This window comes from Spiribacter salilacus, assembly GCF_009649225.1.
Taxonomy (GTDB): domain Bacteria; phylum Pseudomonadota; class Gammaproteobacteria; order Nitrococcales; family Nitrococcaceae; genus Spiribacter; species Spiribacter salilacus.
This window is the reverse complement of the sequence record NZ_WJPP01000004.1, coordinates 230782-247781: the sequence shown is the minus strand read 5'-3', so window position 1 is coordinate 247781 and position 17000 is coordinate 230782. Positions and strand designations below refer to the sequence as shown.

Below are 17000 nucleotides of genomic sequence, written 5' to 3'. Positions count from 1 at the left end.
TGGTGTTACTCCACGCTTCCTTAGTTGTGGATCATATCCGCGTCAATGCTAAACCCATTCTCGTTGAACCAACGGGCCGCCCCTGGGTGCCAGGCCAGCACACCGTTTTTGTCATAGTTCTCTGGCACTGAAAAACGCGCCGCCCGATGAATTTGAACCATCCGCTCGTTATTTTCCATCACCGCACGGGTAGCCTCATACACAAAGCTCTCCGGCAAATCACAACGAGCAATAGCAAAGTTCCACATAGACACGGCGCGCGCACCCTCGCTGAGCGTTTGGTACGTTTCGGCTGGAATCTCAAAAGCGGCTACCGGAAAGGTATCCATAATTTGCTGCTGCTCAGCCTGAGTAAACTCAATGATGTTGATATCGGTTTGCACCTCAAGCTGGCTTACTGCCGGAATAGGCACACCCGCGGCAAACGCAATCACATCAATCAGACCATCCTGCAGCTGCCCGGCAAGATCACTCCAGCCACCATTACGCCGATCAAAATCCACACCCAGCTCTTCTAGCATGCGCGGGAAATAGGTGTCAGACGTCGAACCTGATGGACCAAACCCAATTGATGCACCACTAGGAATATCATCAATCGACTCAATACCCGAGTTTGATAACACTGTCACCGAAAAAGGGGTTTCATACATTGGGAACATTGCACAGGCATTATCCAGCGGAACGCCAGGCGCAATTGGGCTTTCGCCGGCCAAGGCCTCTGCCGCCGGGCCCATAGTGGTCATGCCAAAAGCCATATCGCCATTGTGAACAAGGGCTAAGTTCTGATTGGGTCCACCGGTAACTTCGCCGCCACCGGGTACCCCAATCTCATCGGCCACCAAATTGGCCCAGCCCGATCCGTAGGTAAAATAGGTACCACCCTGACTGGCAGTGCCTACCGTAAAGCTACTGGGCCACTCAGACCGGTCTGCCATGGCGGTGCCTGCACCTAAGGCCAGCACTAATCCTGCGCTTATTACGCTTATGTTCAAATTTTTCAAGATCCTTCTCCTCCAGCTTGTTAGAGTGACTAAGTTTGCATCGTCTCTAAGTTGAACACCAGCCTATGTTTATGTCATCAAAATTCATCAACCGCTACCCCGAATGGCTGCCGTCAGACGCGTTTTTCCGGCAACACCCGATGCCACTACATGCGCCGAAGCCGCTACTGGTGAACAAGCCACTCGCACACGCCTTTGGGATCGACCCCGAATGGCTTGCCAGTAAAGAAGGCACCCAAGTTTGGTTCGGTAACCCGTTGCCGCTAAACGCTGACCCGATGGCGCTAGCGTATGCCGGGCATCAATTTGGCACGCCCGTGCCGCAACTTGGCGATGGACGAGCACTGTTGCTCGGTCAACTACCTGATCAAAAAGGGGTTTATCACGACTTTCAGTTAAAAGGATCAGGCCCTACGCCGTTTTCTCGCATGGGTGATGGTCGCGCCGCACTCGGCCCCGTTTTACGGGAGTTACTCATTAGCGAAGCAATGCACGCGCTGGGCATCCCGACTAGCCGCGTTCTAACAACCGCAAGAACAGGCGAGGCTATTGCCCGCCAAAGTGGCCCAGAACCCGGCGCTATTTTGACCCGCGTGGCACGCAGCCATTTGCGTTTTGGTACGTTTGAATATTTTGCGCATCGCAACGATATTGACGGGCTCAAAGCGGTGGCTGATGCCGCTATCGCTTGGCATTACCCCGCATTAAGCGAACAGGAAGGGCCAGCACGGTATAGGGGTCTTTTGGAGGAGGTCACTCAGCGCACCCTTTCGTTAGTCGTCGAGTGGCTGCGCGTGGGCTTTATTCATGGCGTGATGAATACCGATAACATGATGCTATCTGGCGAGACCTTAGACTACGGGCCTTGCGCTTTTATGGATCATTACTCTCCGCAACGGGTATTTAGCTCGGTCGATCGTGGAGGGCGTTATGCATTTAACCGCCAACCACATATCGCCCAGTGGAATTTGGCTCGTCTTGCCGAGTGCTTACTGCCCTTAATGGAAGAAAATGCCTTCGACTCAGTGGTCGAGATGATCAACGCAATACCCGATCAGTTTCAAACAGCACATGATCAGATGATGCGACGCAAACTCGGGTTGCTGACCGAGCAGCCCAACGACCGTGCGCTTGGCGAGTCGCTCTTAGCCGCCATGGACGAGGCACAAGCCGATTATACGAACACCTTCTCTGCGCTTAATCGCATGGATCCGCCTGCATGGATGGCGCAATGGTGGGCTGACTATCAGCAACGCCTGCACCTAGAGCCTGATCAGCCGGCCAAACGGCAAATGCTAATGGCCAGCACTAATCCGGTTGTCATTCCACGAAATCACTTGGTAGAGCAAGCTCTACAGGCCGCAGAAAATGGAGATATGGCGCCGGCAGAGGCGCTATTTGCCATCATTCAAAACCCTTACCAAAACCCCGGGGTCAATGCGCAGGAGTATCTGCGTCCACCCCGCATGGATGAGATCGTTCCGGCCACCTATTGCGGCACCTAATGGTGACAATGTCACTGATGTGAAGCCGCATGGCGTTGAACCTATGGAATGGACTCGGAGGAGGGTTTGGTTATGAATAAATTAACACCAATCGACAGCGGACGTCGCCGCTTTGTTACTCAGTCTGCCTTAGCAGCTGGCGTTGCTGCCAGCGGTGTGGGCGCCAGCAGTTTAATGGCCAGCAAACCAGCAAAAGCAGTCTCCACCAACGCACGAATAGTGATTGTTGGCGCAGGCGCTGCTGGCTTGGCCATTGCTACTCGGCTATCTAATCAACTCGATGGTGCACAGCTCACCATTATCGATCGTCGCGAAGCGCATTATTACCAACCCGGTTTAACGTTAGTGGCCACAGGGCTCTGGAAGCCTGAAAAAGTGATCGATAGCAACGACCGGTACATGCCCAGTGGTATTAACTGGGTCAAAGATGATGTGGCCACGTTTGATCCTGACAATAATCGTCTGGAAACCGTAGGCGGCACTCAGGTGGATTATGACTTCCTCGTCATCTCAACCGGTCTTGAGGTCAATTTTGATTCGATTGAGGGAATGAGCCCTGATCTAATCGGCCAAAACGGCATTGGCTGTGTGTATGCCAACCCGGATCATGCCGCACGCACCTGGCAAGCCGCACAATCGTTTATTGAAACTGGCGGTGTTGGACTTTTTACCCGTCCACCCGGCCCAATTAAATGTGCTGGCGCACCGCTAAAAGTCACCATGCTTATCGAAGATGCACTCAGCGAAGCAGGCAACCGCGATCGCGCTGAGCTGCATTATCTGCCGCCGGCGGGCGGGCTTTTTTCTCAGCCTGACATCAACGAGTTCCTCATCGATTATTTCCCGAATCAGCGGGATATTGCTATCGATTTTGGTCATCCTTTGGCCGCCATTGATGCCGATCGGCGTGAGGCGACGTTTAGGACTGAAGATGGCCTTAAAACCATGGATTACGATTTCATCCATGTGGTGCCGCCGATGTCTGCCCCCGCGATGATTCGTGATGGTGAGCTCAGCTGGCAGGATGGCAACTTCAAAGGCTGGCTCGAAGTGGATCAGCACAGCATGCAGCATCGCCGTTATTCGAATATTTTTGGTGCGGGCGATGTGGTGGGTACACCAATTGGAAAAACCGCTGCAAGCGTAAAGGCACAGGCCCCCGTTGTGGCCGACAACCTCGTCTCGGCGATTCAGGAATCTGAATTTACCGCAGCATGGAACGGCTATACGTCTTGTCCATTAATTGTTGAAAAAGGCAAAGCCATGTTGGTTGAATTTGATTTCAACTTAGCGATGACGCCTTCATTTGGCTTCCTTGACCCTTACAAACCTCAATGGGCACCTTGGTTCCTTAAGGACCGTATGTTGCACGCCGCTTATAACGCCATGTTGCGTGGCCGGGTATAAGGAGATCTCACATGGCATTTTCACTATTTGGCATCTTTGCGGTGGTCCTTGAGCTCTTCAGGCCTATCCTGCCGTTACTAGCGCTTGTTGTTCTGCTCGATCTACTGCTGTTGATCGGGGTTATCCTGCGCAGGCAGTCACTTCGCGTTGGCTCTGGCATTAAAGTGGCGGCAAGCATTGGCATCGTAACCGGCATTGCCGCAGCGCTATTTATGCCGGCATGGACGCAGGCCACGTTGGGGCAACTCACCAGCGTTATCGATTATTTGGGAGTAATTGGTGCAGGCATTGGCGTGGGTATTGCCATCGGTCTGTTAAGCTATCCACCCATACAACTGATGCTACGAGAAACACGATAGTTAATGACTGATACAACTCGGCTGGCCCACCTGCCGATTTCCATCTTCGCCGTTGTTATGGGGCTTTCTGGGCTCACTTTGGCGTGGCAAAAAACAGCCGGGGTGCTTGGAACCCCGGCTTTCGTTTGGCAGGGCCTCTTGGCGCTAACCATCGCATGCTTTGTTCTTTTTGCCATTAGCTATCTGGTAAAAAGCTTGCGCCACCCCAGCTTTGTGCGGGCTGAGTTCAATCATCCGGTTAAGCTTAGTTTTTTCCCGGCAATAAGCATTAGTACCCTTTTGATTGGCACGGCATTAAGAGACATTGCGCCAAGCATTGGCGAGGCGCTATGGCTCATCGGGGCAGTGGCTCATCTGGGGTTAACGATCATCGTAATTAACCTATGGATTCATCAAGAGCACTTTCAAATTGAGCATATCAATCCAGCCTGGTTCATTCCGGTGGTGGGTAATGTTCTGCTGCCCATTGGCGGTGTTGAATACGGGCAATTAACGCTGTCTTGGCTTGGCTTTAGCGTGGGTATTTTTTTCTGGCCACCGTTGTTAACGGTTGTTTTGTATCGGATCTTCTTTCATCACCCATTACCCAATAGGCTACTGCCCACACTGTTTATTATGATTGCGCCGCCTGGCATTGGGTTTGTGGCGTGGACAACGCTCACCGGTGAGCTCTCGCCATTTGGGCAAATACTATATTTTGTTGGCCTGTTCTTTACTGCCCTGATGGTCACACAGGTAGCAAGATTTGCACGGCTGCCCTTTTTTCTATCATTTTGGGCGTATTCGTTCCCAATGGCAGCAATCACCATTGCCACGTTTGTCTACCATGAGCTCACCGCCGCCCCATGGGCACTTTTCTTAGGGATCATGCTTTTGGTCATGACCACCTTGCTCATTTTATGGCTCGCCATCCTGACCTCCCAAGCCGCAAAGCAGGGGCGAATCTGCGTTCCCGAGTAATACAATTGCTCAGGATCAAGGTTATGGCTAGCAATGCTTTTCCAATGCAACTTTCAACGGTAACCTGCGCTCAAAGATTGCAACGTTTTTAATTTAAGTTTCCATAACCATTTAGGGGAAGACTATGACTGACCAACAGTTCAACAACGATCGTCGCCGTTTGCTTCGCGGAGCATTGCTCGGTATTGCCGCAGCACCGCTGGCCTACGTCAGTGTGCGGGGTTCTAACGTTTTAGCGCAGGAAATGCCTGAGCTTGACGAAAATGATCCTCAGGCCATTGCCCTGAACTACGTTCACGATGCGGCCGATCGCGATGAGATGCGTACCGAAGGTGCAATTTGTGGCAACTGCCGGCTCTACCTTGAAAATGACACCCCAAACTGGGGCGGTTGCACGGCATTCCCAGGCAAGCTGGTAGCCGATGGCGGCTGGTGCAGCGCATGGGTCCCCATGCCTAGCTAATGCACTGATCGCGCTTAGTAAAGCGCTTATCAAACCCGGCCCCTCGCATGGTGAGCCGGGTTTTTTTTTGCATCTTAGCGAACTCAATGGCCTACTTAATGCTCCAAAGCCACATCAATTTGTTAACACTGGATAGCACCATGACCTTACGCATTTTGTTTCTTGCCGCGCTGTTAAATGCCGGCATCGCTCTGGCACAGCCCGAGGCCATTCAGGCGCTTGAAGAGCGCGGCGCCACGGTTGGCGAAGCCTTTGACGCGCCGGCAGGGCTCAGCGGCTACACCCTAAGCTTTCAAGGCCAACCCATGGCGGCCTACGTTACCGCTGACGGTGAGCATGTTTTGGTTGGAACGCTACTTGATGCAGAGGGCCAAAATCTCACGCAGCCCATTTTAGAGGCCGCTGCCAATGCACCACGCCCGGAAACGGAGTGGGAAGCGCTGGAGCAAGCGAATTGGATTATTGATGGAGCAGACGACGCTGAGCATATTGTGTATGCGTTTATGGATCCAAACTGCCCGTTTTGCTCTCGTTTTTATCATGCCTCTCGCGATTGGGTAGAGGCTGGCACGGTACAGATTCGTCATATTATGGTTGGCGTACTCCGTGAGGATAGCTTGCCAAAATCGGCCACCCTGCTGAGTGCAGAAAACCCTGCTGAAGCGATGGCGGCTCATGAAGAGAGTTTTGACCAAGGCGGCATAACACCTCGGGCCGGTCTACAAGAGGCAGATCTTCAAGCGGTTCAGTCTAACAACCAATTAATGGCGCAGTTGGGTTTATCCGGCACCCCATCGGTTTATTATCGCGATGCAGAGGGCGATATTCGAGTGGTACGTGGATTGCCTCAGGATGAAACGCTAGAGGCCGCCATGGGTGGATCGGCTCCTTAAAATATAAAGCTCGCGAAGGCGTTGTGTAGCCGGGCCTGGCCGACCGGTTCCAATCGCAACGCCATCGATCTCTACAACCGGTGTCACAAACGCGGTGGCACTGGTTATAAACGCCTCTCGCGCCGTCTTGGCCTCTTCTAAGCTAAATGTTCGCTGCTCCACCTGCATGCCTGATTCAGCGGCATAATCTAAAACGGCGGCGCGCGTAATGCCATGCAAAATCTCATTAGACAAAGGGCGTGTTACCAACACCCCGGCATCGTTAATAATATGCGCGTTGGAAGAACTGGCCTCCGTTACCATACCCTGTTCATGCAACCACACATCATCAACCCCCGCTGCAACCGCCTCGGTTTTCATCATCGAGGCAAACAATAGCTGCGTGGTTTTAATATCGCGCCTTCCCCAGCGCATATCCGGCCGAGAAATAACGCGAAGCCCGTTGGTTGCTGCCACGGTGTCCAGCAAAGGCATAGCTTGAGTAAACAGCACTAAAGACGGCGTTGCCTTGTGTGGCATTAAGAAATTACGATCCGCACACCCGCGAGATACTTGCAGATAAATCAAACCTTCGGTTAATGCGTTTTTTCTGAGCAATTCGTGATGAATATCCAACAAGGCATCGGGATCGACAGGCAGGGGTATACCTAGCTCTTTTAGGCTTCGCGCAAGGCGCTGCTGATGGGCTGGGTAATCCACCAGCGCCCCATCGATCACGGCAGCCACCTCATAAACCGCGTCTGCAAACAGCACCGCACGATCGAATATAGACAGACTGGCTTCGGCCTCCGGCAGGTATTGGCCATTCACATAAACCGTTCGACTCACAACGATGCCCTCCTCTAAACCCGCATGCTATCGCAGTTGCCGCCAAGATCGGGAATTATCCGTATCTGAATAATTGATTTGCACAATTTGCTGAGCCTGACCCGAATGCGTTTGAGCCAATACGGTAATGCGGTAGGCCGACGTTAACTCGCTCTGCTCAACTGCTTCGACTAAAACCCGAGCGGTTGCCCGATCGGCTAAAAAAGCGGGCAGTACACTGGCTACGCCGTTTGCTTCAAGCATCGGTTGCCATTCAGTTACCGTTGGTTGGGGTGAAGGTTCAAGCACACCGATAGCCAAACTTTCAGGGGTGTTTTCTGCTTCACGTAGTGCATAATCCGCGGCCATGCGAGCAATCGCCTGATCTGCGCTATTAGCTGCTAGTCGCAGCGCAAACAGGCCCTGCTGAAACCCCGCTGTAGTCAACAAAGAAAGCGCCAGCATAACGCCGATCATCGTGAGCAAGGCCAATCCCGATTGTGCGCGCATTACATCTGCCTTTCGATGGCCACTGTGGTTGCAAACACTTGATATAAAGCCCGGTCAGTTACACTGCCCCCTGTATCAAACACAACGGGCTCACCATCGGGCCAGACTAAATTCTGTGCAGAAGCGCCCAACCCGTTAACCGGACTGCCACTGCTTACCAGCAACCACAAACGTACCGCACGCACCGCCGACCAATCGCTCACCTCATTGCCTGCCAAAAACACATCCATTGCACCTGAGCCGGTTTGATCGACCCCATAGGCAATACGCAAGTCATAAACCCCTTCGACGAGTTCTTCTCGTTGCCCTGATCTTGATTGGCGAGCCCGAAAAAGACTGGATAAATCAGATTGCCCCACTGATTGATCCAAATAAAATCGGGTGTTCTCAGCAACACTGAATGACGGTGACTCTGATAACACCGAATGTGTCTGTGAGTCAGCCGGTGCTTCAAAGATTACACATTCACCCCCACCTGTCGTTGCTGCCACGGCGATCGCCCCAGACGCTGGCATCGTATCCGCGGGCAACGTGCGAAAAATCTGCAGGCTCAAGACATCACCGCGTATGGGCGTTACCCCCTCAGGCGCTGAAATCGCTAGCAAATCTGCAGGATCAGCTTGGCTGAGTAAACTATCTAGGGCGCTTGGAATACAGGGTAGGCTGCCCGCGGCTCGAATATGACTTTGTATTAACGTAATGGCTGCGCGTGCATTTTCATTAAGCCGCGCATGCGCATTGGCTAAGCGCAGATTTTGCTGAACGCTCAGCAATAACTGCACCGAAACGGCAAGCACAACAAAACTCAGTGCACTGGCAATGCTCACCTCAAGCAGAGAGAACCCCCGCTGATAGCGCCCCGCATTCACGGTAAAAAGATCTGCTCAAAAATAACGGGTTGCTGACGGTGCCTGGGTTGCCACTGCACTTGCACCCGCTGAGTGCCTTGCGGGCCGGCAAGCACTTCACCCTGACCTTCTGTGAGCACTTGCTCGACCTGATCCTGCCAGCTCGCATAACGACCTGGCGGCACGGCCTGATCGGCATGTGCGCGCACCAGCGCAACCCACTCACCAGCAAGCAATTGGGCCTGAAAACGGCTAATGGAATCAGCACTACGTGTAACGCTAGTGGACTGCGCCAGCGCAAAACTGACAAGGCCTATTGATAATAAAAGACTGGCGACCAGCACTTCGATGAGCGAAGCGCCGCGATTGGCGTTGAGATAATGAAAGCGGCGATCCATTCGAAGAGGCTAGCAGAGCAGCCCCTTCGAACGATCTACCGCTTATCGGATCAGCCGCATTTGCTCTCGCCGCAGCTCAAACAGGTCAGGCAACCATCCATAATGATCATTGCCTTGGTCTGACACTTGCCACAAAGCTCGGCACCTGGAGGATACTCATCGCTCGAGGCATTTTGGGCTTCTTCAAACTCCGCCCGCTTACTCTCAATAAAGCGCTGCTGATGTTCATCTAAGGGCAGCTGATCGAGCATCCCAATTGAGCGCAGGTGCTGCTCGAGGACATCCCCGATCTCGGCAACCAGAGAGGGCATGAACCGACCACCCTTTTTAAAATATCCACCTCGCGGGTCAAAAACGCTACGCAATTCTTCGACAAGGAACGTGCAATCGCCCCCTTTGCGAAACACCGCAGAGACGATTCGGGTTAGCGCCACAATCCACTGAAAATGGTCCATGTTCTTCGAGTTAATGAACACCTCAAAAGGACGCCGCACCTCATGCTCTGTGCCCTCGTTGAGGATGACATCGTTTACGGTGACATAGAGCGCATGTTCAGACAGCGGAGTTTTAATCTTGTAGGTCTGTCCTTCAAGACGATCCGGACGCTGTAGCTCTTCATGCATATGCTCAATGGCAGCACTTGACTCAGCAGCTGCCTCGGCAGCCGCGTCTGCTGCGGGTAGATCAGTTGGCTTTGCAACCGCGTAATCCACAATCTTACTTTCTATTTTAACGGCCATTATTCGTATCCTTAAAACTTGCCGTAGTAGCCTTCTTTGAGCGCGTCATAAAGGTTGGCTGCGGTGTGAACCTCACCGTCGTACTCCACCTCATCGCCGCCCTTGAGCTCTACGGTTTTACCATCCTCAAGCGTAAACCGATAGGTTGTATTCTCGAGGTCCGATTCTTTCACTAGCACGCCCTGGAATGCCTCAGGGTTAAAGCGGAAGGTTGTGCATCCCTTTAGCCCTTGCTGATAGGCGTAGCGGTAGATGTCTTTAAAGTCTTCATAAGGATAGTCCGTTGGCACATTCGCGGTTTTCGAGATACTCGAGTCAATCCACTTCTGTGCTGCGGCCTGAATATCCACATGCTGCTTCGGCGTGACATCATCGGCCGCAATAAAGTAATCCGGCAGATTACGGGTTTCTGGGTCGGTGCTCGGCAGCGCGCCCTCATCAATCAGCGTTCGGTACGCGAGCAGCTCAAAACTAAAGACATCAACTTTTTCTTTTGACTTCTTCCCTTCACGAATCACGTTACGGAAGTAGTGATGCGCAAAGCTTGGCTCAATACCATTAGATGCATTATTGGCCAGCGACAGGCTAATGGTGCCCGTCGGTGCAATAGAGGTGTGATGCGTAAAGCGCGCCCCTTTTTCCACCAAATCATTAACAAGCTCTGGCTCTACCTCGGCCACACGCTGCATGTAGCGGCTATACCGCCCCCACAGCACACGGCCCTTAACGGTATCGCCCACTTTGTAGCCATCATCAGTCAGCTCAGGCCGCCACGCTAGCATGTGCTCTGTTACCGTAAAGTCCTCGTCCATAATCGGAGCAGGGCCCTTTTCTTCGGCCAGACGCAGCGCTTCACGCCATCCCTCAATGGCCATTTCTCGAGAAACTTGCTCGGTAAATGCCAGCGATTCGGGATCGCCGTACTTCATGCAGAGCATGGTGACTGTGGAGCCAAGGCCCAAAAAGCCCATGCCGTGACGACGCTTGCGGTGAATCTCTTCACGCTGGCGCTCAAGGGGCAGGCCGTTGATTTCGACTACGTTATCGAGCATGCGCGTAAAGATAGCCACCACCCGCCGATAGGTTTCCCAATCGAAATGGGCCCGATCCGTAAAAGGATCTCGAACGAATTTTGTTAAATTCACTGAACCTAACAAACAGGCGCCATACGGCGGCAAAGGCTGCTCACCACAAGGGTTGGTTGCGCGAATTTCTTCACAGAACCAATTGTTATTCATCTCGTTAACCCGATCGATCAACACAAAGCCTGGCTCTGCGAAATCGTAGGTCGAGGTCATGATCATGTCCCAAATACGCTCGGCTTTCACCCAGCGGTAGATACGACAGGCCACAAGGCCATCTTCACGCGTCACATAACCGCTTTTACGATTGGGCCACTCACGCCACAGAACCTGATCTGGATCGTTCAGATCGACGCCATCGGCTTCTGCCTCATCCCGCTTCATTGGGAATGCCAATGGCCAGTCTTTGCCTTCTTCAACCGCCTGCATGAAGCCATCAGTAATCAGCAACGAGAGATTAAACTGCCGAAGCCGCCCGTCTTCACGTTTTGCCTTAATAAAATCGAGGACGTCTGGGTGACCCACATCAAACGTTGCCATCTGCGCGCCGCGTCGACCGCCGGCAGAAGAGACCGTGAAACACATTTTGTCGTAAATATCCATAAACGACAGCGGGCCGGAGGTGTAAGCACCCGCGCCAGAGACGTAAGCCCCCTTCGGCCGCAACGTGGAAAACTCATAGCCGATGCCACAACCGGCTTTAAGCGTTAAGCCTGCCTCGTGGACCTTATCTAAAATTTCGTCCATTGAATCGCCCACCGTGGACGAGACGGTGCAATTGATCGTTGAGGTGGCAGGCTTGTGCGCCAGCGCACCCGCATTAGAGGTGATTCGGCCTGCTGGGATGGCGCCAAAGCGTAACGCCCAAACAAACTGCTCGAACCAATATTCGCGCTGATCTTCTGCTTCCACATCCGCAAGCGCACGCGCTACACGACGGTAGGTATCGTCAATGCTTTTATCAACCAGCTCACCATCCTTGGATTTTAGGCAATACTTTTTATCCCAAATATCCTGTGACGCCGGCTGTATCGGTATCTCTGCAGCGCTTGTGGGAAGCGCTCTCAAATGTGGAACGGTCGTCATCGGGTACTCCTTGTTTTTCTGCCAATTTCCACAATATAGGACTTTTTAACAATACTTAACACTACATATTGTGGTCAATGGGGGAAGCGTACCCGATCGATTTGCGATCGTCTACTAGCGACGAACGATAATTAAGCCCCCCGCAGCAATCCCCAGAATTGCCAAAATGACCTCGTCATGCCGAAAGTCCAATGCCAGCAAGTCTTGCAAGCCATTGACCATCAACCAGACCCCCAATAACAACAACCCCAAATCTTTCATCAATAAACTCCCCGTTAGGATTCAATTTCATGTTGACTGATGGGCAAGAAAACTGCCCCATCGCATTCCGGTTGTAAAACCGGAATATCGGCTTTACGAAAGATACCCGGACCTAAACCAAAACTCTGATGGGCTAGAGCTTCACCACGCGGTGTCTCTAACGCATCGGCAGATAATTGCAGCAAAAACCCGGCCACTGAGTCATCTTCCATCAGCATTGCCCATTTTGCTTGTTCGCGCGCACGCCGCAGCTCTCTTTGAATATCTGGGTCTGCTGAGTCGGCATTCGGATTTTTTGCCAAAAGACTGAGCAGCTGCTTACCGAGCTCCGCATGCGCTTGGGCGTCTTCCACATCAGGGCGTTGCGCCCCCTCTGCCTCAACAAAAGCACGCGCAAATACGACCGGATCAGCGATACCTGCCCGTCGCACCGCCTGACGGCCAGCAGCAATTGCATCTCGAATTTTAGCGACCTGACGGGCTCTAAATACCGGCACTAACGTGACTCATCATAATCGTCGAAATCATCAAGATGGCCTGTGGTGCTGTAGTCACGTTGGACCCGAAGTTTTGCGGCAATAAAATCACTATGCTCAATGTGTAGTAGCTCTGCAATTTTACGCACGAGCTGCTCTTCATACCGGTCCATTTCAGCATCGGCTAAACACACCCGCCACAGTAATTCGACGAGTTTTGTTTTTCCGGCGTAATCAAAACCGGCATTAATGAGATGGGTGAACTCGAAATGATCGGTGGCGGCATGGGCTTCTTCGTCTGCAAGCTCTATCAGCTCCGCAGTCTCTTCTGCGCTCAAATCAAAGACCTCCATGATCCCATCATGAATGGCCTGAAACTCCATGCTATGGCGTTGATTGTCGGCTTGCGCCATCTCGATGAGCAAAGCAGCCGAGGCAAGTTGTAGACGGTGCTGCACCGCGGCGGCATTTTGATCTTCAGACTCTGGGGTGATGTGAGTCTCATAAAAACGTTTGATGGCCTCGATCATATCTTTTGCCCATCTCCGCTGCCTAACAAGCCTTTATACTACTCAGGGCCCAGCACTACCTTCAACTAGCGCTAATTCTTGGCCTACGCGCAGTCGATTGGGATCATCCAGCGCATTCAGCTGCGCTAGTTCGCCAACGCTTACCCCATGCCTTGCAGCAATCGCATCTAAGGTATCGCCAGGGCGTACCACGTACATAGCGCCACCCACAGGGGTTGGCATGGCTCCTGCGGTTGGTAGACGCAGGCGCTGGCCTGCACGAATGCGATTGGCGTTACTCACGCCATTAGCGGCCATTAATGCCTGTACGCCCACGCCATACCGAGTTGCAATACCCGATAGGGTTTCTCCACTCGCAATCACGTGCTCAATACTTGGGCGTTGATCTCGGTAAACCTGACTCAGAGGAAGCGCATCTACCGCGGCAACCCAGTCCACCTGGGGGTCAGCCGGCAAGGCAAGTGCATACCCACTGGGCACAAACTTCCGGCCGTCCCAAATGGATGGGCCTAATCCAGGATTTAATGCTTGTAGCTCAGCTTTGCTCAGACCCAGAGACTTCGCGAGTACATCAATCGGCGCGTAGTAGTCTAAAGTGACTCGAATTGGCACAACCGGATCCGCATACGGAATGGGGCCAAAATACTGCTCGGCATTTTGATCGACTTCGGCAGCGGCTAGCAGAGACGGGTAGAAATTGCGTGATGCAAACCCAAATCGCGCGCCTTTGTACCGATCACGAATGGCCACATAGTCGCTGGTGCCAACATCCCGCACTGCGCGGCGCATGCCATTCAGGCCATGGTTATAAGCGGTAATTGCCAATGGCCAGCTATTGAGCTGCGCATAATTGTGGCTCAAAAGTTGGGCTGCGGCCTCTGTACTGAGCCAAGGGTCTAAACGCTCATCGAGCACCGGATCAACGCGCATATATTCACGCCCGGTACCGGATGTAAACTGCCATAACCCAGCTGCACCGGCATGAGAGCGTGCCACCGCGTTAAATGAAGACTCTACATGGGGCAACGCAACTAACGCTTCCGGCACATCGTATGCCGCTAGAACCGCTTGAATGTGTGCACGCCATTGCCCAGATCTGACGAGGCCTTCATAAAATCGTTCTTTAAGGCCCCCTTGAAAACGCAGCCGATCAGCAATTGCTTCGTAATCCGCTACCTGAACATCCGAAGGCAACCGCGCTGCGATTTGCGCTTGTAACGCATCGTTAGGAACGCCTTGCTGATCAGCTAATGCTCGAAAGGCACTGCGATAGCGCTCAAGCCCGCGGCGCACCTGCTGCCTACGCTCGGCCCAATGCGGCGGCGGCGCTACCGATATTTGACCATAAACCACCAAATTTTGACCCGAGTCGTGAATCAACCCTTGGTCTACCGAGACGTCGGTATAAATTTGCTTCCAAAACGAGACGGCCGGCTCGAGCTCTGCAGGCCGTGGCAACACGCGCTCACTTGCCCCTGCCGTCGACATCAGCACAGACAAAAGGCACAGTAATGAGCAAACTAATCGAGCCATATTCAGATACTAGCGGCGGAGGCCTCCAGACACAATGCAATCATTACAATGGATTGTGGTTATCGGTGTACTGGCCATGTCCACCGGCGCCGCTTTGCATGCCTTACTATACAAGCGCGAGCCCGCCGCCGCTTTTGCCTGGATTGCCGGATGCCTGTTATTCCCGGTCATTGGCCCGATTCTCTATCTGCTAATTGGCATCAATCGAGTTCGCGTTAGAGCCCAACGACTGCGTAGCAGTGAATCGAGCCCGTTTCAGCATGAAAAAGACGAAGTGCCTGAAGATATTCCCACGGCATTTCGCACTCAGGCACAAATTTCAAACGCCGTAACGGGGCTTCCGCTTACCCATGGCAACTCGGTCCATGAACTAATCGGTGGGCAAGCGGCCTACCCTGCCATGCTAGCCGCTATTGACGCGGCCAAAACACGAATTTATCTATCGACCTACATTTTCGAGAATAATCCAACGGGCCAGCAATTTGTTGATCATCTTGCAAACGCTCAGGCGCGCGGCGTGGATGTGCGGGTGTTGCTTGATGGAGCTGGCGAATGGTACTCATGGCCGCCCATTCGTTGGACGCTGCGTCGACGTGGCGTAACGCACGCCCGTTTCTTACCGCCACGGCTCATTCCACCCAGCCCACTCATCAATTTACGTAATCATCGCAAATTACTACTCATTGACGGGCAAACCGCTTTTACCGGTGGTATGAACATTGGCGATCGGCATTTAATCCAGCGAGATGTGCATTTTCGCGTTGATGGCCCATTAACGCTGCAACTTGACCAAGTTTTTTTAGATGACTGGGAATTTACAACGAAAAATCGCAATGCCCCCGCGCCAACGCCCCATCAGAGCACAGGGGGTGATGCCCTGTGCCGCGCCATTATTGATGGCCCCGATGAAGATTTACACCGCCTCACCATGGTGCTGGTAGGGGCTGTGGCCGCTGCGCGCGAGCATATCGCTATTATGACGCCTTACTTTCTGCCACCGCGTGAGCTGGTGGCTGCACTGCAGGCAGCCGCCGTACGCGGCACTCAAGTCGATATCATTTTACCGGGCAAAAATAATTTACCCTTCATGCATTGGGCAACCCGCAATATGCTTTGGGAACTAGTTAAATGGGGAGTTCGCGTTTATTACCAAGATGGCTCGTTTGACCACAGCAAGCTCTTCGTTGTTGATCGGCATTACACGCAAGTGGGATCAGCTAATCTTGATCCACGCAGCCTGCGGCTTAATTTTGAGTTGGTTGTTGAAATTTATGATGCGCAGTTTGGTGCGACCATGGCTGATCATGTTGAATCGGCGCGACTTGCCTCTCAACGCATTGAACTTGAGGAGCTAGACAACCGCCGGCTGCTACCACGCATTCGCGATGCAATCGCTTGGCTTTTTACACCCTACTTATAAATGGCAATAGCGCCGCCCATCCCAGTAACAAGCTAGCAACTGCCCCAATCGTCAACACTGTGCGCATGGCACGGAACCATCCTGGTAAAAGTGGACCGGTATCTCTTTGCTCCCACAATCGCCATCCGATAAAGCCGGCAGCAAGCAACGGCAGACCAATAATTTTGGGGGTTAACAAAGCCCCCCAGGCCACCAATGCTGGCACAACGGAGGCATAGAAAACCTCAGGACGCACGCCACGCTGGGTCATCGCAAACCCCCAGTGAATGGCCCCAACAAATGATAAAATGACTGCGCCATAGGCAGCCAACACAGACGTTACCCACGGCAGCCCAAACCAGACACCCAGCGCTGCAAAGATAAAGGGCAACAACCCCAGATAGCCCATCCACTTAGCCGCACTAACCGCTGAAGCGCGTTTCATCAAAGCCTCTTGCCCCGCTCGCAACCCTCCCACAAACCGCCCATCAATAAATATCTGGGGTAGCGTCTGCAAACCCGTTCGTGCCTTAAGTGCCGCAAAGAAATCGCGGCTATCTGCTGAGCCCATGCCCAACTCCACCGTGCGCCAAGTGCGCCCGGATTGCTCAAGCACCTCTTCTAAGCCGCCTAAATCGGTGACGGGTGAGTGAAAAATCACAACCTCTTCACTGCGCAGCAACTTTGCGATTTCTGCTTCATGCGACATCGAAGGACTCCCAACAATTGAACCGATGCCCCA

At 52.9% G+C, this 17000-nt stretch carries 19 protein-coding genes; 7 read left to right on the top strand and 12 right to left on the bottom strand.

Features of this window, described 5'->3' with window-relative positions; all coding sequences use genetic code 11:
- Positions 1 to 20: 20 nt before the first annotated feature.
- On the bottom strand, positions 21 to 1001 hold the full coding sequence (locus GH984_RS08830; RefSeq protein ID WP_153719832.1) for a TAXI family TRAP transporter solute-binding subunit: 981 nt from the start codon (positions 999 to 1001) through the stop codon (positions 21 to 23).
- Positions 1002 to 1072: 71 nt separating this feature from the next.
- Here GH984_RS08830 and GH984_RS08825 point away from each other — a divergent pair, with 71 nt between their 5' ends.
- The 6 genes from GH984_RS08825 to dsbG all read left to right on the top strand — a co-directional run bounded on the left by GH984_RS08825 (position 1073) and on the right by dsbG (position 6588).
- A complete protein-coding gene (locus GH984_RS08825) occupies positions 1073 to 2506 on the top strand; it encodes a protein adenylyltransferase SelO (RefSeq protein ID WP_153719831.1) in 1434 nt (477 codons plus the stop codon).
- 72 nt (positions 2507 to 2578) lie between these two features.
- Positions 2579 to 3913: an NAD(P)/FAD-dependent oxidoreductase gene (locus GH984_RS08820; RefSeq protein WP_153719830.1), complete on the top strand. Its 1335-nt coding sequence runs from the start codon at positions 2579 to 2581 to the stop codon at positions 3911 to 3913.
- Between the two features lie 11 nt (positions 3914 to 3924).
- Positions 3925 to 4272 carry a DUF5368 family protein gene (locus GH984_RS08815; RefSeq protein WP_153719829.1) on the top strand — a complete coding sequence of 116 codons (348 nt, stop codon included), beginning with the start codon at positions 3925 to 3927 and terminating at the stop codon, positions 4270 to 4272.
- Between the two features lie 3 nt (positions 4273 to 4275).
- Positions 4276 to 5232, top strand: a complete 957-nt coding sequence (locus tag GH984_RS08810) for an SLAC1 anion channel family protein (RefSeq protein ID WP_153719828.1) — start codon at positions 4276 to 4278, stop codon at positions 5230 to 5232.
- A gap of 124 nt (positions 5233 to 5356) precedes the next feature.
- Positions 5357 to 5695 (top strand): high-potential iron-sulfur protein, encoded by a 339-nt coding sequence (locus GH984_RS08805; protein ID WP_153719827.1) that lies wholly within the window; start codon positions 5357 to 5359, stop codon positions 5693 to 5695.
- A 140-nt stretch (positions 5696 to 5835) separates the two neighbouring features.
- Positions 5836 to 6588 carry a thiol:disulfide interchange protein DsbG gene (gene dsbG / locus GH984_RS08800; RefSeq protein ID WP_153719953.1) on the top strand — a complete coding sequence of 251 codons (753 nt, stop codon included), beginning with the start codon at positions 5836 to 5838 and terminating at the stop codon, positions 6586 to 6588.
- Here dsbG and GH984_RS08795 read toward each other — a convergent pair.
- From GH984_RS08795 to GH984_RS08755, 10 genes are all read right to left on the bottom strand, one after another.
- Entirely contained in the window at positions 6556 to 7416 is an 861-nt protein-coding gene (locus GH984_RS08795) for a D-amino-acid transaminase (protein WP_369692024.1), read from the bottom strand. The genes dsbG and GH984_RS08795 overlap by 33 nt on opposite strands.
- Before the next feature lie 27 nt (positions 7417 to 7443).
- On the bottom strand, positions 7444 to 7905 hold the full coding sequence (locus GH984_RS08790) for a pilus assembly PilX family protein (protein WP_153719826.1): 462 nt from the start codon (positions 7903 to 7905) through the stop codon (positions 7444 to 7446).
- Positions 7905 to 8774 (bottom strand): PilW family protein, encoded by an 870-nt coding sequence (locus GH984_RS11095; RefSeq protein ID WP_153719825.1) that lies wholly within the window; start codon positions 8772 to 8774, stop codon positions 7905 to 7907. The genes GH984_RS08790 and GH984_RS11095 overlap by 1 nt, the downstream gene beginning before the upstream one ends.
- On the bottom strand, positions 8771 to 9151 hold the full coding sequence (locus tag GH984_RS08780; protein ID WP_153719824.1) for a type IV pilus modification PilV family protein: 381 nt from the start codon (positions 9149 to 9151) through the stop codon (positions 8771 to 8773). Before GH984_RS08780 ends, GH984_RS11095 begins: the two co-directional genes overlap by 4 nt.
- Positions 9152 to 9201: 50 nt before the next feature.
- Positions 9202 to 9891, bottom strand: coding sequence for a TSCPD domain-containing protein (locus GH984_RS08775; RefSeq protein ID WP_153719823.1), 690 nt, complete (start codon positions 9889 to 9891; stop codon positions 9202 to 9204).
- Positions 9892 to 9902: 11 nt separating this feature from the next.
- Complete coding sequence (locus GH984_RS08770) at positions 9903 to 12059, bottom strand: adenosylcobalamin-dependent ribonucleoside-diphosphate reductase (RefSeq protein ID WP_153719822.1); 2157 nt, start codon at positions 12057 to 12059, stop codon at positions 9903 to 9905.
- Positions 12060 to 12173: 114 nt separating this feature from the next.
- Positions 12174 to 12320: a hypothetical protein gene (locus tag GH984_RS10780; RefSeq protein ID WP_172973206.1), complete on the bottom strand. Its 147-nt coding sequence runs from the start codon at positions 12318 to 12320 to the stop codon at positions 12174 to 12176.
- A gap of 14 nt (positions 12321 to 12334) precedes the next feature.
- A complete protein-coding gene (locus GH984_RS08765; protein WP_216643644.1) occupies positions 12335 to 12817 on the bottom strand; it encodes a hypothetical protein in 483 nt (160 codons plus the stop codon).
- Complete coding sequence (locus GH984_RS08760; RefSeq protein WP_153719821.1) at positions 12817 to 13326, bottom strand: tellurite resistance TerB family protein; 510 nt, start codon at positions 13324 to 13326, stop codon at positions 12817 to 12819. Before GH984_RS08760 ends, GH984_RS08765 begins: the two co-directional genes overlap by 1 nt.
- Before the next feature lie 42 nt (positions 13327 to 13368).
- Positions 13369 to 14814, bottom strand: a complete 1446-nt coding sequence (locus GH984_RS08755) for a LysM peptidoglycan-binding domain-containing protein (RefSeq protein WP_172973205.1) — start codon at positions 14812 to 14814, stop codon at positions 13369 to 13371.
- 79 nt (positions 14815 to 14893) lie between these two features.
- Between GH984_RS08755 and GH984_RS08750 the strand changes: the two genes are divergently transcribed.
- Complete coding sequence (locus GH984_RS08750; protein ID WP_153719819.1) at positions 14894 to 16279, top strand: phospholipase D-like domain-containing protein; 1386 nt, start codon at positions 14894 to 14896, stop codon at positions 16277 to 16279.
- On the opposite strand, the gene GH984_RS08745 is transcribed toward GH984_RS08750, so the two are convergent.
- On the bottom strand, positions 16263 to 16967 hold the full coding sequence (locus GH984_RS08745; protein ID WP_153719818.1) for a DUF3429 family protein: 705 nt from the start codon (positions 16965 to 16967) through the stop codon (positions 16263 to 16265). The two genes, GH984_RS08750 and GH984_RS08745, sit on opposite strands and share 17 nt — an antisense overlap.
- Positions 16968 to 17000: the final 33 nt, after the last annotated feature.